The 14,770-nt window shown below is 68.4% G+C and carries 15 protein-coding genes; 11 read left to right on the top strand and 4 right to left on the bottom strand.

Going from position 1 to position 14,770, the window contains the following annotated elements:
• The first annotated feature begins 4 nt into the window (after positions 1-4).
• The 7 genes from HQ308_RS09795 to HQ308_RS09765 all read left to right on the top strand — a co-directional run bounded on the left by HQ308_RS09795 (position 5) and on the right by HQ308_RS09765 (position 6,788).
• Entirely contained in the window at positions 5-1,696 is a 1,692-nt protein-coding gene (locus HQ308_RS09795) for an FAD-dependent oxidoreductase (protein ID WP_027506267.1), read from the top strand.
• Positions 1,697-1,727: 31 nt separating this feature from the next.
• Positions 1,728-3,182, top strand: a complete 1,455-nt coding sequence (locus HQ308_RS09790) for an ATP-binding protein (RefSeq protein WP_222646289.1) — start codon at positions 1,728-1,730, stop codon at positions 3,180-3,182.
• A complete protein-coding gene (locus HQ308_RS09785) occupies positions 3,179-3,523 on the top strand; it encodes a UBP-type zinc finger domain-containing protein (RefSeq protein ID WP_222646288.1) in 345 nt (114 codons plus the stop codon). The genes HQ308_RS09790 and HQ308_RS09785 overlap by 4 nt, the downstream gene beginning before the upstream one ends.
• 75 nt (positions 3,524-3,598) lie before the next feature.
• A complete protein-coding gene (locus HQ308_RS09780; protein ID WP_037186116.1) occupies positions 3,599-4,174 on the top strand; it encodes a DUF6764 family protein in 576 nt (191 codons plus the stop codon).
• Between the two features lie 5 nt (positions 4,175-4,179).
• Positions 4,180-5,067, top strand: coding sequence for a DMT family transporter (locus HQ308_RS09775; RefSeq protein ID WP_222646287.1), 888 nt, complete (start codon positions 4,180-4,182; stop codon positions 5,065-5,067).
• 18 nt (positions 5,068-5,085) lie between these two features.
• Positions 5,086-5,880 carry an HAD-IIA family hydrolase gene (locus tag HQ308_RS09770; RefSeq protein WP_027506272.1) on the top strand — a complete coding sequence of 265 codons (795 nt, stop codon included), beginning with the start codon at positions 5,086-5,088 and terminating at the stop codon, positions 5,878-5,880.
• On the top strand, positions 5,880-6,788 hold the full coding sequence (locus HQ308_RS09765) for a serine/threonine-protein kinase (protein ID WP_222646286.1): 909 nt from the start codon (positions 5,880-5,882) through the stop codon (positions 6,786-6,788). Before HQ308_RS09770 ends, HQ308_RS09765 begins: the two co-directional genes overlap by 1 nt.
• Here HQ308_RS09765 and HQ308_RS09760 read toward each other — a convergent pair.
• Entirely contained in the window at positions 6,785-8,236 is a 1,452-nt protein-coding gene (locus tag HQ308_RS09760) for an amino acid permease (RefSeq protein WP_222646470.1), read from the bottom strand. The two genes, HQ308_RS09765 and HQ308_RS09760, sit on opposite strands and share 4 nt — an antisense overlap.
• A gap of 403 nt (positions 8,237-8,639) precedes the next feature.
• On the opposite strand from HQ308_RS09760, the gene groL reads away from it, so the two are divergent.
• Both groL and HQ308_RS09750 read left to right on the top strand, forming a co-directional pair.
• Positions 8,640-10,265 carry a chaperonin GroEL gene (groL, locus tag HQ308_RS09755; RefSeq protein ID WP_027506274.1) on the top strand — a complete coding sequence of 542 codons (1,626 nt, stop codon included), beginning with the start codon at positions 8,640-8,642 and terminating at the stop codon, positions 10,263-10,265.
• A gap of 99 nt (positions 10,266-10,364) precedes the next feature.
• Positions 10,365-10,856, top strand: coding sequence for an alpha/beta hydrolase (locus HQ308_RS09750; protein WP_222646285.1), 492 nt, complete (start codon positions 10,365-10,367; stop codon positions 10,854-10,856).
• A 56-nt stretch (positions 10,857-10,912) separates the two neighbouring features.
• On the opposite strand, the gene HQ308_RS22925 is transcribed toward HQ308_RS09750, so the two are convergent.
• Together HQ308_RS22925 and HQ308_RS09740 are read right to left on the bottom strand one after the other, a co-directional pair.
• Positions 10,913-11,416: a DUF559 domain-containing protein gene (locus tag HQ308_RS22925; protein ID WP_308115733.1), complete on the bottom strand. Its 504-nt coding sequence runs from the start codon at positions 11,414-11,416 to the stop codon at positions 10,913-10,915.
• 508 nt (positions 11,417-11,924) lie between these two features.
• On the bottom strand, positions 11,925-12,842 hold the full coding sequence (locus HQ308_RS09740) for an oxygenase MpaB family protein (protein WP_222646284.1): 918 nt from the start codon (positions 12,840-12,842) through the stop codon (positions 11,925-11,927).
• Between the two features lie 53 nt (positions 12,843-12,895).
• Between HQ308_RS09740 and HQ308_RS09735 the strand changes: the two genes are divergently transcribed.
• Complete coding sequence (locus HQ308_RS09735; RefSeq protein WP_222646283.1) at positions 12,896-13,474, top strand: TetR/AcrR family transcriptional regulator; 579 nt, start codon at positions 12,896-12,898, stop codon at positions 13,472-13,474.
• Positions 13,475-13,481: 7 nt separating this feature from the next.
• Complete coding sequence (locus HQ308_RS09730; RefSeq protein ID WP_222646282.1) at positions 13,482-14,378, top strand: alpha/beta fold hydrolase; 897 nt, start codon at positions 13,482-13,484, stop codon at positions 14,376-14,378.
• On the opposite strand, the gene HQ308_RS09725 is transcribed toward HQ308_RS09730, so the two are convergent.
• Positions 14,375-14,698 (bottom strand): putative quinol monooxygenase, encoded by a 324-nt coding sequence (locus HQ308_RS09725; protein ID WP_222646281.1) that lies wholly within the window; start codon positions 14,696-14,698, stop codon positions 14,375-14,377. The genes HQ308_RS09730 and HQ308_RS09725 overlap by 4 nt on opposite strands.
• Positions 14,699-14,770 lie beyond the last annotated feature (72 nt).

Here is a 14,770-nt window from a genome sequence, read left to right as displayed (position 1 = left end):
GTTCGTGAGCGACCCAGCTCCCCGAAGTTCGGCCGGCGCGAGCAAGCCGGCCATCCTCACCGTGGACGACGATCCCGGGGTGTCCCGCGCCGTCGCCCGCGATCTGCGGCGCAAGTACGGCGAGAAGTACCGCATCATCCGGGCGGAGTCCGGCGAGTCCGCCCTGGAGGCGTTGCGAGAGATCGCGTTGCGCGGTGACCAGGTCGCGGTATTGCTCGCGGACTACCGCATGCCGTCGATGAGCGGTCTCGAGTTCCTCGAGCAGGCCATGGACATCTTCCCGTTCGCGCGCCGCGTGCTCCTCACGGCGTACGCGGACACCGACGCCGCCATCGAGGCGATCAATGTCGTCGACCTCGACTACTACCTGCTCAAGCCGTGGGATCCGCCGGAGGAGAAGCTGTACCCGGTGGTGGACACGCTGCTCGACGCGTGGCACGCCGCCGACATCCGGCCCATCCTGGAGACCAAGATCATCGCGGGTCGGTGGGCGTCTCGATCGTCGGAGATGCGCGAGTTCCTCGCCCGCAACAGGCTGCCGTACCGGTGGTTCCTCGCGGACGAGCCCGAGGGAGCGCGTCTGTTGGCGGCGGCGGGTCACGACGATCGCACGCTGCCGGTGGTGGTGTGCGCGGACGGGTCGTGTCTGCTCGACCCCACCGACACCGAGTTGGCCGAGTACTTCGGTCTGGGCACCACGCCGACGGAGGACTTCTACGACCTCGTCGTCGTGGGCGGCGGGCCCGCCGGCCTGGGCGCGGCCGTCTACGGCGCGTCCGAGGGTCTCCGGACGGTCCTCGTCGAGCGCACCGCGACGGGTGGGCAGGCGGGCCAGAGCTCGCGCATCGAGAACTACCTCGGTTTCCCGGACGGGGTGTCCGGCGCACAGCTGGCCGAGCGTGCACGTCGGCAGGCCGAGAAGTTCGGCGCCGAACTCGTCACCACCCGCGAGGTCGCGGGTGTCGAGGTCGACGGGCCGGCGCGCGTGGTGCGTCTGACCGACGGCAGTGCGATCGCCGCGCACTCGATCATCCTCGCCACGGGTGTCTCCTACCGCCGGCATCCGGCGCCGGGGGTCGACGAGTTCGCCGGTCGCGGCGTCTTCTACGGCTCCGCGGTCACCGAGGCGGTCGGCTGTACCGATCAGGACGTGTACATCGTGGGCGGCGCGAACTCCGCCGGTCAGGCAGCGATGTACCTGTCGAAGTGGGCGCGGTCGGTGACCATCGTGGTGCGCGCCGAGTCGCTGGAGGCCTCCATGTCGTACTACCTCGTGCAGCAGATCGAGAAGAACCCCGTCATCTCCGTCCGCCCCTGCACCGAGGTGACCGCCGCGCACGGCGACGGCCACCTCGAACAGATCACCCTGCGCGACAAGGTCTCCGGCGACGAAGAGACCGTCGACACGGGCTACCTGTTCCTCTTCATCGGGGCGGCGCCGCGGACCGAGTGGCTGGACGGCGTGGTGGTGCGCGACCGCCACGGCTTCGTCGTCTCGGGTCAGGACCTCACGGTCGACGGGGCCCGCCCGCCGGGCTGGTCGGTCGACCGCGCACCGCACCATCTCGAGACCAGCGTGCCCGGCATCTTCGCGGCGGGCGACGTGCGCGCGGACTCCGCCAAGCGCGTCGCGTCGGCCGTCGGTGAGGGTGCGATGGCCGTCATGCTCGTCCACCGCTATCTCGCCCAACCCTGACCCCCGCACGCGTCCCGGAAGCTGGATCATCATGACCGAACTCGACTGCAGCACCGAGGAACTGAAGACGCTGTTCCTCTTCGAGTCGCTCGACGACGAGCAGCTCGAGCAACTGTGTGCCAACGGGCACGTGGAGATGATCGAGGCCGGTCCCGTGTTCGCGGAGGGCGACGACGCCACGTGCTTCTACGTGCTCCTCGACGGGGAACTGGTGCTGACCAAGATGTCCGGCGGCGAGAAGATCGAGGTGAACCGCACGTCGTCGCGGGGCGTCTACGCGGGTGCGTGGCAGGCGTACCTCGGGGACCGCGCCCCGCAGAAGTACATGTCGGGCATGGACGTGACGCGTCCGTCCCGGTTCTTCGTGCTCGACGCCGAGCGGTTCGGAGACCTGGTTCGAGAGTGGTTCCCCATGGCGGTCCACATGCTCGAGGGACTGTTCTTCGGTCAGCAGAGCAGCAAGCAGGTCATCGACCAGCGGGAGCGGTTGCTGGCGCTGGGGTCGCTGTCGGCCGGTCTGACACATGAGCTGAACAACCCGGCCGCCGCGGCGGTCCGTGCGACGGCGGCGCTGCGGGACCGGGTGTCGCACATGCGCCGCAAACTCGGCGTCATCGCGTCGGGCGTCTACGACACCGACTCCCTGACGGGTCTGATCCGCCTGCAGGACGAGGCCGCCGAACTGGTGGGTAAAGCGCCGGAGCTCACTCCCATGGAGGCCTCCGACCGGGAGGACGCGCTGGGGGAGTGGTTCGAGGACCACGGCATCTCCGACGGGTGGGACCTCGCCCCGACCTTCGTGCAGGCCGGCATCGAGGCCGACTGGCTCGAGCGCGTCGCCGCGGACACGGGGGCGGAGCTTCTCGAGAGCACGATCCGCTGGCTGAACTACACCATCGAGACCGAACTGCTCATGAACGAGATCTCCGATTCCACCACACGGGTGTCGACGCTGGTCAACGCCGCGAAGCAGTACTCGCAGATGGACCGTGCGCCGTTCCAGAAGGTGGATCTGCGGGTCCTCCTCAAGAGCACCCTGGTGATGCTCGGTCGCAAGATCGGCGACGACATCACGGTGGTAAAGGACTTCGACCCGGCGCTGCCTCCCGTCGCGGCGTACGCCGCGGAGCTCAACCAGGTGTGGACCAACCTCATCGACAACGCCGTACAGGCCATGGACGGCCACGGAACGCTCACTCTGCGCACCGCGCGGGAGAACGACACGGCCCTCATCGAGATCGGGGACACCGGCCCGGGGGTTCCCGAGGCGATCCGGTCCCGCATCTTCGAACCGTTCTTCACCACCAAGCCTGTGGGCGAGGGCACCGGTCTGGGCCTCGACATCTCGTGGCGGATCGTGGTGAAGAAGCACGGCGGCGACCTACGGTTGCTGTCGGAGCCGGGAGACACCCGGTTCCAGGTACGAATACCGATCGACGGCCCGGCCGGGGCGCCGATGCCGACCGCAGAGGAGGAAGTCGGATGAGCACGAACGGAATCGACACCGCGGTACCGCCCAGCGGCACGGGCTGCGTGGAGTGCGACGCCACCGACGGGTGGTGGGTGCACCTGCGCCGGTGCGCTCAGTGCGGCCACGTCGGATGCTGTGACTCCTCACCGTCGCAGCACGCGAGTGCCCATGCCGCGACCAGCAATCACCCCGTCGTGCAGTCGTTCGAACCCGGCGAGACGTGGTTCTGGAACTACGTCACCGAGGAGGGCTTCGACGGTCCCGAACTCGCTGCGCCGCAGCATCATCCGATGGACCAGACGGTGCCCGGACCGTCGTCTCGGGTCCCCTGGGACTGGCAGCGCCACGTCCGCTGAACCCAACATCGAATCGTTATGGAGTTACCCGCCGGTAGGGACGAGCGGGCGGTAAGGTCTGCGGTGCATTGCACGATGCATTCTCTCGCACAGCCTCAGGAGCCGTCCGTGTCGTTCATCCCCACCTCGTCCTTCTTCTCCAACGCCACGCGCTCGGATCGAAGTTCCTCTCGTGCAACGCGATTCGGCGCGGCCGTCGCGGTCGGCGCCACCATCGCCGCAGGGGCGATCCTCGGTACCGGGGTGGCGTCCGCGGCTCCGGTCACCTGCGTGTCCCCGCCCGCGGCCAACGACATCCAGGTGAGCGACACGGCCAGCTGCGGAGCCAAGGCCACCGGCGCCGGCGTCGCCACGTCGTCGGCGTCCGAGAGCGGTACCGCGGTCAGCGTCGCCGACGGCGGGCGCTCGACGTCGAACGCCACCGGCTTCGGCACCGCGCTGAGTGCCGTTCTGGGAGCGGGTACCTCGTACTCGTACTCCCTCGGTGGCGGCATCTCGCAGTCCTTCGCCACGAACGGAGCCACCTCCGTCGCCATCGCCGGGTACGGCGGCGGCGCGACGGCCAGCACGGTCACGGGCGTGAACTGCGCCGGTCTCAACTCCTTCGCTCTCGACCTCTCCACCGGGCGGTCCTGCATCGCCGGTCTGTAACCGTCGTGAACGCCACCGTCCTGGCGGTGCTCTGCGCCGTCGGGGCGGCGGTGTGCATCGCTGTCGGTACCGTCGTCCGCCAGCGGTCGGCGGCGTCGATTCCCGACGAGTCCGTCGGTCGGCTGGGACCCATCACCACGCTGATCCGCGAGCCGCTGTGGTGGATCGGCACGGTCGTCGGCATCGGCGGCTACGGCCTGCAGGCGGCGGCGTTGGGGCTCGGATCTCTTCTCCTGGTGCAGCCGCTCCTCGTGTTGTCCCTGCTGTTCGCGCTGCCGCTGGGTGCTCGGTTCTCCGGCCGCACCGTGCCGGCGAAGGACTGGCTGTGGGCTGCGGCGCTGACGGCAGCCATCGCGGTCCTCGTCGTCGTGGGCGATCCGCGGCCCGGCGTGGAACGCGCCGAGACGCGGCACTGGGTCGTCGTTCTCTGCGTGGGAATCCCGTTCGTTCTCGCCTGTGTTCTCGGCGCGCGCAGCGGCTCCCGGTCCCGGCGCGCCCTACTGCTGGGACTGGCCGGCGGTGCGCTGTTCGGCGTCGCGGCCGTGCTGACGAAGAGTGTCGTCCACCTCGCCGGACGCGGACCGCAGCCGCTGCTGACCTCGGTCGAGCCGTACGCGCTCGTCGCCGTGGCCGTGGTCGCGATCTCGCTGCAGCAGTCGGCCTTCCAGGTGGGTGCGTTGCAGGCCTCGCTGCCCGCGACGACCGTGATGGAACCGATGGTCGCGTCGCTGCTGGGATTCGTCGTGCTGGGCGAGTACCTCGACGCCGATCGTGAGGTCACGGTGGTGCTGGTCGCCGCCCTGATTCTCGTGGTGGTCTCGGCGGTGGCCCTGGCCCGGTCCGCGGGCGCGGCCGAGGACGTCGAACCCGCCCATCCTGCCCCGAACCCGTAGCGGCACTAGGCTCGTCGCATGAGTCCGATCGGTGGGGTGCTGTTCGACATCGACGGTGTGCTCATGACCAGTTGGCGTCCCGTGCCCGGGGCCGCGGAGACGGTGAGCACGCTGCGCAGCAACGACGTGGCGTGCGCGTTCCTGACCAACACGACGTCGAAGACGCGGGAGCAGATCTCCGACGCGCTCACCGATGCGGGCATCGAGGTGCACGCCGACGAGATCGTCACCGCGGCCACTCTCACCGCCGACCACCTGAGGACGCGGTACCCCGGTGCGCGGTGCGTCCTCCTCAACAGCGGCCGGATCGCCGACGATCTGCCCGGCGTGGAGTGGGTCGACAGCGATCCGGACGTGGTGGTGCTCGGCGGCGCCGGCGAGCAGTTCACTCACGAGGCGCTCAGCCGGGTCTACGACTGGATGTGTCAGGGCGTGCCCGTCGTCGCGATGCACCGCAGCCTCATGTGGACCACGGCCGAGGGGCTGCGCATCGACACGGGCATGTATCTGACGGGCATGGAATCGGCGTCCGGCCGCACGGCGACGGCCGTCGGCAAGCCGGCGCCGCTCGGTTTCCAGACGTCGGCGGAACGCATGGGCGTCGATCCGGACCTGGTGGTGATGGTCGGGGACGATCTCGACAACGACGTGCTCGCCGCCCAGGTCGTCGGCATGCGCGGCATGTTGGTCCGCACGGGCAAGTTCCGTCAGGAACGCCTCGACCGGCACGCACGCGACCAGTACGCGATGCAACCGGCGTTCGTCGTCGACTCCGTCGCGGACCTGCCGGCGGTGCTGGAGATCGGTCGGTAGTGGTCCTGCGGCCGGGATCCGAGTTCGCGGGGTTCCGCATCGAGAGACTGCTCGGTCACGGCGGCACCGCCGAGGTGTATCTCGCCCGACGTGGATCGGCACCGCCGGAGACCCTGAAGATCCTGCGTGCGGACGCCCCGCGGGACGCGTTCGCGGCCGAGGTGCGGATCGGGGCCCTGCTGCAGCACCCGAACATCGTCGCGGCGCACGATCACGGCGAGTTCCGCGGGCGGCCGTGGATGTCGATGTCGCACGTCGACGGGTACAGCGCCGCCCGCCTCGTCGCGCGCGGACAGATCCCACTCGACGTCCACCGAGCCGCCCGCATCGTCGACGGCGTGGCGAGAGCCCTCGATCACGCGCACGGGCTCGGGATCGTCCACCGGGACGTCAAGCCGGCCAACATCCTGCTCGCGAGTGTCGCCGATGCGGACACCCGGGAGCAGGTTCTGCTGTCCGACTGGGGAATCGCGCGGCTGACGACCTCGCCGACACCGCTGGTGTCGGACGACGGGACGGTGCTGACATCGATCGGCTACGCGGCACCCGAACTGCTGCGGGGCGGCACGCTCACCGCCCGCACCGACATCTACGCGCTCGGTGCCACCCTCGTCGAACTGCTCACGGGACGGCCGCCGTTCCCGCTGGCCACTCCGTTCGCCGTCATGGACGCCCAGCTGAGGCGGACCCCGCCGTCCGTCAGCTCGCGTCGGGGCGACCTGCCGACCCGCCTCGACGCCGTCGTGCAGCGCGCGCTGGCCAAGGAGCCGCCGGACCGGTTCGCGTCGTGCCACGACCTGAGCGTGGCGGTGGCGCGGGCCCTGAGGGACCACACGCCACCTGAGCCCGGCCGGCCTCCGGCCTCCCCGCCACCTGAGCCCGGCCGGCCCTGGTACCGACGTCGCTAGTCGCTCGGCGTCTCGGGATCCGTCGGCCGGTTCGCGACGACGGGGTACTTGCCCGTGTAGCCCATCCGCTCCTCGGCGACGCTGAGGACGCGGGCCCGGACGAGGAACCAGCCGCCGATGAGCATCGGCACGATGACGACGAGTGTGGCGACGGTCCACGTCCCGATCGGCGCGTCGAGCGCCATGAGAACCAGCACCGCGGCGAGGAACGCGAGCGTCGCGTAGCTCGTGTACGGCGCCCCGAAGAGCCGGAACGACGGCCGTTCGAGGATGCCCTTGCGGCTCCACCGGTAGAGCTGCAGCTGGCAGAGCACGATGGTCGCCCACGAGGCGATGATGCCGAGGGCCGACATGTTGAGCACGATCTCGAACGCCTCGCCGGGCTTGAACGCGTTGAGCGCCACGCCGAGCAGTGTCAGGGCGCCGGTGAGCTGGATGCCGCCGTAGGGGACACCGTTCCGGCTCATCCGCGCCGTGAACGACGGCGCGCTGCCGTTCATCGCCATCAACCGCAGGATGCGGCCCGTCGAGTACAGCCCGGCGTTGAGGCTGGACAGCGCCGCGGTGACCACGACGATGTTCATGATCGTGCCGGCGCCGTCGACGCCGATACGGGAGAAGAACGTGACGAAGGGGCTCTCCCCGGCCCGGTAGGTCGTGTACGGCAGCAGCAGCGCCAGCAGGATCAGCGATCCCACGTAGAACACCGCGATGCGGAAGATGACGGAGTTGATGGCCCGCGGCATGACCTTCGCCGGGTTCTCGGTCTCTCCGGCCGCGGTCCCCACCAGCTCGACGGCCGCGTAGGCGAAGACGACACCCGACGTGACGATGACCAGCGGCCACGCCCCTGTGGGGAAGAGGCCGCCGTTGCCCGAGATGACGCCGAAGCCGGTCGACTGGCCGTCGACGTCGAAACGACCGGCGAGGAAGACGGTGCCGACGACCAGGAACGTCACCAGCGCCGCGACCTTGATCATGGCCGCCCAGAACTCCATCTCGCCGAACCACTTCACCGACACCAGGTTCACGGCGAGCACGATGGCCAGTGCGATCAGGGCGATGGTCCATTGCGGGATGCCCTTGAAGGCGCCCCAGTAGTGCATGTACGTCGCGACGGCCGTGACGTCGACGATCGCCGTCATCGCCCAGTTGAGGAAGTACATCCACCCGGCCGCGTAGGCGGCCTTCTCGCCGTAGAACTCGCGGGCGTAGGAGACGAACGATCCGGAGGACGGGCGGTGGAGCACCAGCTCGCCGAGCGCTCGGAGGATGAAGAAGACGAAGACGCCGCAGACGGCGTAGATGATGAACAGGCCCGGGCCCGCGGACTCGAGGCGGCCGCCCGCGCCGAGGAACAGGCCGGTGCCGATCGCGCCGCCGATGGCGATCATCTGCAGTTGCCGAGGCTTCAGGCCCTTGTCGTAGCCCTCCTCCTCGTGTGCCATCGCCGAGTTGTCGTAACCGGTGTCGACTGCATCGGACACGATGTGGTCCTTTCGTCCGCAGGGGTGGGCGGGTGTATAGGTCCGATTCGCGTGGATTCTGTTGTGGCGCGCGACAACTGGTCGCGTCACACATTCTTCTCACGCGTGAGTCGGTCGTCGTTCCGGCACGTGAACACCGTGTGAATCGCGACCACTCGACGACGACCTTGCACTCGACCACCTCGACTGCTAGAAATCTGGTTGGCACTCGCGTACTGTGAGTGCCAGGTCGAAGAGGTGAGATCGGGAATCATCGACACCCCTGGTCGTCCGTCGCGGGCACCGACTCGGCCGGATGTGGAAAGGGAGCGACCCACCCGCGGTCGCTTCGTGTGTCACCCCCAATCCGGAGGATCACTTCGCAATGGCCAAGATCATCGCGTTCGACGAAGAGGCACGCCGTGGCCTCGAACGGGGCTTGAACAGCCTCGCCGACGCAGTCAAGGTGACGTTGGGCCCCAAGGGTCGCAACGTCGTACTCGAGAAGAAGTGGGGCGCCCCCACGATCACCAACGATGGTGTGTCCATCGCCAAGGAGATCGAGCTGGAGGACCCGTACGAGAAGATCGGCGCAGAGCTGGTCAAAGAGGTCGCCAAGAAGACCGACGACGTCGCAGGTGACGGCACCACCACCGCGACCGTTCTCGCTCAGGCACTCGTCCGCGAAGGCCTGCGCAACGTCGCAGCCGGCGCGAACCCGCTCGGCCTCAAGCGCGGCATCGAGGCAGCCGTCGCCGCTGTCACCGAGTCCCTGCTGAAGTCCGCCAAGGAGATCGACACCAAGGAGCAGATCGCTGCGACCGCTGGTATCTCCGCAGGCGACGCGTCCATCGGCGAGCTCATCGCCGAGGCCATGGACAAGGTCGGCAAGGAAGGCGTCATCACGGTCGAGGAGTCCAACACCTTCGGCCTGCAGCTCGAGCTCACCGAGGGCATGCGCTTCGACAAGGGCTACATCTCGGGATACTTCGTCACCGACGCCGAGCGTCAGGAAGCCGTCCTCGAAGACGCGTACATCCTGCTCGTCAGCTCGAAGGTCTCCACCGTCAAGGACCTGCTGCCCCTGCTGGAGAAGGTCATCCAGTCCGGCAAGCCGCTCCTGATCATCGCCGAGGACGTCGAGGGCGAAGCGCTCTCCACCCTCGTCGTGAACAAGATCCGTGGCACCTTCAAGTCCGTCGCCGTCAAGGCACCGGGCTTCGGTGACCGTCGCAAGGCGCAGCTCGCCGACATCGCCATCCTCACCGGTGGCGAGGTCATCAGCGAAGAGGTCGGCCTCTCCCTCGAGGGTGCCGGACTCGAGCTGCTCGGCCAGGCTCGCAAGGTCGTCGTGACCAAGGACGAGACCACCATCATCGAGGGCTCCGGCGACGCCGACGCCATCGCGGGTCGTGTCTCGCAGATCCGCTCCGAGATCGAGAACTCCGACTCGGACTACGACCGTGAGAAGCTGCAGGAGCGCCTGGCCAAGCTGGCCGGTGGCGTTGCAGTCATCAAGGCCGGTGCCGCCACCGAGGTCGAGCTCAAGGAGCGCAAGCACCGCATCGAAGATGCCGTGCGCAACGCCAAGGCAGCAGTCGAGGAGGGCATCGTCGCCGGTGGTGGCGTCGCGCTGCTGCAGTCGGCTCCCGCACTCGAGAACCTCAACCTCACGGGCGACGAGGCCACCGGCGCGAACATCGTTCGCGTCGCCCTCGAGGCACCGCTGAAGCAGATCGCGTTCAACGCCGGCCTCGAGCCCGGCGTCGTCGCGGAGAAGGTGCGCAACCTCCCCCTCGGCCACGGCCTCAACGCCGCGACCAACGAGTACGAGGACCTGCTCGCCGCCGGCATCAACGACCCGGTCAAGGTCACCCGCTCGGCACTGCAGAACGCAGCGTCGATCGCGGCTCTGTTCCTCACCACCGAGGCCGTCGTCGCCGACAAGCCGGAGAAGGCCGGAGCGCCCGCGGGCGATCCGACCGGCGGCATGGGCGGCATGGACTTCTGAGTCCCGCTCCCTGATCGCACGAGAGCCGGTCACCCTCACGGGTGGCCGGCTCTCGGCGTTCCGCGGTGAGTTCCGGCGCCCCGTCGAGTCGATATCGGTATGACGAGACTGCTGTTCGTCCACGGCGCCGGCGGCGAGGACGACGACGAGCCGATGGCGGAGGAGTTCGGCGCGCTGCTCGGCGCGACGGTCGACATGCCCCGCATCCCGAGCGACGACATGAGCGTCGAGGCGTGGGCAGGACCGATACGCCGCGGCCTCGAGGCGAGTCCCGACGTCGTGATCGCCCACTCCTTCGGCGCCACCGTCCTGCTGCACGTGCTCGCCTCGCTCCGGGTTCCCGCCGCCACGTTGCTCGCGATGCCCGACTGGAGTGCCGCGGGCTGGGACGTCCGCCAGTACGAGTGGCCGACCGTCCCGCCGGAGGTCTCCCTGACGCTGCACCACTGCCGCGACGACGACGTGGTGCCGTTCGCGCACCTGGCACTGGCCTCCGCGCGGCTCCCGGGCGCTCGGGTGGTCGAGCACCAGCGGGGTGGGCACCAGTTCGAGGGTGCCGTCGGGGAGGTGGTGGCGTCGATGCGCCTGTAGCCACACGATCGTCGACGATCCCGCGCATCCGCAGAATCACCGGTGATCGTGTGTGCTCACCCTCGCGCGAGCGATCGTCGTCGGCGTACCGTCTGAACGATCTCGTCCGCGACTGCAGCCACGCTCGCCTTCACCGTGGCAGCGGAGTACCGCAGAACCAGCCAGCCGTCCAACACCAGTGCGTTCTGTCGGCGACGATCGCTGGTGAAGACGTCTGCAGCCGTGTGGAACTCACGCCCATCGATCTCCACCACCACGCGCCCGCGCCGGTCCACCAGATCTCCGTAGTACGGGCCGACCTTGCCATTGATCTCCAGGTGCATGTTGCGGGCGGTGAGAGCTCGCGCCACCATGCGCTCGGGTTCGGACAGTGTGTGCGGGCAGGCTCGACGCAACTGTTCGCGCAGCATCCGCATGCCTGTCTTCCCGGCAGCCTCGTCGCACAGCTGAGCCAGGGAACGCCAGCTCACCGCTCGTGAGAGCGCACTGTCGATCACCTTCTCGAACTGCGGCCGGGTCAACGTGCCGGCGACGTCGAGGATCGCGTGTTCGAGGGACACGACAGGTATGTCCCCCAACCATCTGACGTTCGTCAGGGTTCGACGATGCAACCTCACCCAGTCGGGACCCCTCGTGGTGCCGGTCCTCGGAACAGTGGCGTGCACCAGGGCCGGCTCCTCGGGGAGAAGGTCCTACATCCACGCCGCGGTGTCGTGGCTGAACACTGCGTCGGGCTTCCAGAGCCTCACTGCCTCGCATCGTGTGGTGTACGTAGGCACTTCCGACGAGTAGACACCGGGAAGCACACGGTGAAGGGCGCCGCGTGCCGCCCGCCGGCTCACCGTCGAGCCGTCGATTCCGCCGGCGATGAGCTGGTGCCAGGTGAATACGTCCATCGCAACAGTGTCGCGACGCCCGTAGTGGCGGTAGTCCAACTAGGAGGTGCCCCTGTGGACTACCGATCGCTCATCAAGAGCCCTCCAGCGGCTGTTGCATCTGGAGCCACATTATGGTGCCGGAATCTGCCATTCCGCCGATTCGTCCGCGATCGGGTGCACTGACGTGCAATCAGCGGCCGGGTACGTAATGCCGGGGGTTGTCCCGACGCCCGAGAGGCGGCAGGTTGCGGTCGGGGGTCTCCGCGAGCGGCGAGTTCGCGGGCTGCCGACCGGCAGCAATGTCGACGCCGGCTCGGGCCCGGGGATGCATACGCCGGCGCGCCGGGACCATGCGGAAGGCGAGGTTCACCAGCGTGCCGACACGGCGAAGCCACCGCTCGTCCCTGTCGGTCCAGGTGTAGCCCAGGAGATCTCGGACCGCCGGGTCGTAGAGACCGACGGTCATCCGCACCGCGGACTTCTCGATGCCGGGGAGCAGAAGGGCCCACACTCGCTGGGGCAACCAGGGGAGGAAGGGCGGCCGGGGGAGGGCCGACATGTCGAGGACCGAGCGTGCGGCGGCGGTGTCCTCGAGTACCTCGCGGCACATGTGGTCCCAGTAGCGCTGGAAGTCGGGCCAGGTGTCGGGAACCGGGCGCATGCTCATGCCGTACAGGGAGTACCACTGCCGGTGTTCGACGAACAGTTGCTCACGCTCGGCCTCGCTGATCCCGCCCATGAAGTAGTCGGCGGTGAGCATCGTGCCGACGAAGAACGTGGCGTGCGCCCAGTAGAAGACATCGGGATCGAGGGCGTGGTACGGCTTCCCGTGGGCGTCGAAACCGCTGATGTCCTTGTGATAGTTGCGGATTCGGGCGCCGGTGTCCGCCGCACGGTCGCCGTCGAAGACCACGCCGCCGATGGGGTACAGCGACCGCATCACGCGCTGCCATCGCTCGGACTCGAAGGTCGAGTGCTCGGTCACGGCAGCGCCGAGTGCCGGGTGCATGTTCTGCATGGAGCCGGCCCAGGGCCCCTGCAGCATGCCGCGCCAGTCCCCGAAGTATCGCCAGGTGAGTGACTCCGGCCCCAACGACTGACTACGCATGTTGTCACCGTAAGGTGCAGGGTGGACGGTCGTCAACAGTGAGGTGTCGCAACGTGACCACGCTCGAGGCGCGGCGGGAGCAGCGGCGCGCAACCTTGCTGGCGGTCGGGGTGGAACTTCTCGGCTCGGTCGGTCGGCCCGCAGTCACCGTGCGCTCGGTGTGTTCGCGCGCGTCGCTCACCGAACGCTACTTCTACGAGAACTTCACCGATCGGGATACTTTCGTGCGCACCGTCTATCGCGATGTCGCCGAGGGTGCGCGCGAGGCACTGGTCACAGCCGTGGGTCAGGCCCGTCGCCCGGACGAGCGCGCCCGCCGTGCCGTCACGGCGTTCGTGGAGTTGATGATCGACGAACCGGCTCGTGGCCGAGTGCTTCTGACAGCGCCGTTCGTCGATCCCGCGTTGAGCACGCTGGGCATGACGACGATGCCCGTCTTCGTGTCGGTGGTGGGCGAGCAGCTCGAGTCCGACGAGGTGGACCGGCAGTTGACGGCGACCGGGGTCGTGGGGGCGCTCACGGCTCTGTTCACGATGTACCTCGACGGCGGAATCGAGGTCGATCGGCAGCGGTTCGTCGACCACTGCATCGGTGTCGTTACCTCCGCCGGCCGCGGTGGTCGACGGGCATGATGGACCCATGGCACCAGTGATCAGCGCCGTCAGGGCCGGGGTGCTCGACGTCGCCTACGAGCGCTACGGCGATCCGGCCGGCCGGGCCGTGGTGCTGCTGCACGGCTTCCCGTACGACCCCCGCTGCTACGACGACGTCGCGCGCATCCTGGCGAAGCAGGGATTCGATGTGGTCGTTCCGTATCTGCGCGGCTTCGGCCCGACACGCTTTGCCGACGCCGGAACGATGCGTTCGGGTGAGCAGGCGGCGCTCGGTCACGACCTGCGTGAACTGATCGCGGCGCTGGGCCTCGATCGGCCACTCGTCGCCGGGTACGACTGGGGCGGCCGGGCTGCGTGCGTCGTCGCCGCTGTCTGGCCGGAGTCGGTGTCGGGTCTTGTCAGCGTGTCCGGATACCTGGTGCAGGACCGTGCGGCGGCCGCCACGACGCCGGCCCCACCGCATCTGGAGAAGCGCTACTGGTACCAGTACTACCTCCATTCCGAGCGAGGTCGCGCCGGTCTGGCCGATTACCGCGCAGAGATCGCGCAGACGCTGTGGACCGACTGGTCGCCGACGTGGAGGTTCGGTGACTCCGAGTTCGCCGCCACGGCACCGTCGTTCGACAATCCAGATTTCGTGGACGTGGCAGTCCATTCGTACCGCCACCGGTACGGCCTGGTACTTGGCGACGACGCCTACGCCGAGACCGAACAGCTGTTGGCGGAACAGCCGCGAATCACGGTGCCCACCATCGTTGTCGATCCGACGGAGGACACCGTGGCGGCGCTGTACGGAACATCCGACCACTCGGCGCACTTCACCGATCTGATCGACGTCCGCGCCGTCGACGCCGGGCACAATCCGCCCCAGGAACTCCCGGGACAGTTCGCCGACGCCGTACGGACGCTGGCGGAGAACTAGTCGACCGCGAGCTCTCCCAGCTCGTTCCAGTCGGTCCCGTCCACTTCCTGACTGATGATCTTCGGGGTCTCCTGCAGGTAGGGCGGGAGATCCTTCTGCGCCTGCTTGAAGTGGTCCGACTGAACGTGCGCCGCGCCGGCATCCGGGTCGCGGAAGGCCTCGACGAGGACGTACTCGGTGGGATCGTCGAGTGTGCGCGACCAGAAGTACCAGAGGCATCCCTCCTCCGCCTGGCAGGCCTCGGTGAAGGCCCGCGAGATCTCGGGCCAGTCGTCCGCGTGCTCTGCCTTCACTCGGAACTTGGCGGTGATGAAGATCAAGGGGTGCTCCTTCGCTCGTACGAACTCCGACGTGTTCCTGTGTACCCCCTCGGGCCGCACTAGTATCGCGTC

Source organism: Rhodococcus sp. BP-241, from assembly GCF_019836145.1.
Taxonomy (GTDB): Bacteria; Actinomycetota; Actinomycetes; order Mycobacteriales; family Mycobacteriaceae; genus Rhodococcoides.
The sequence above is the reverse complement of the archived record's forward strand: the minus strand, read 5'-3'. Positions and strand labels throughout refer to the sequence as shown.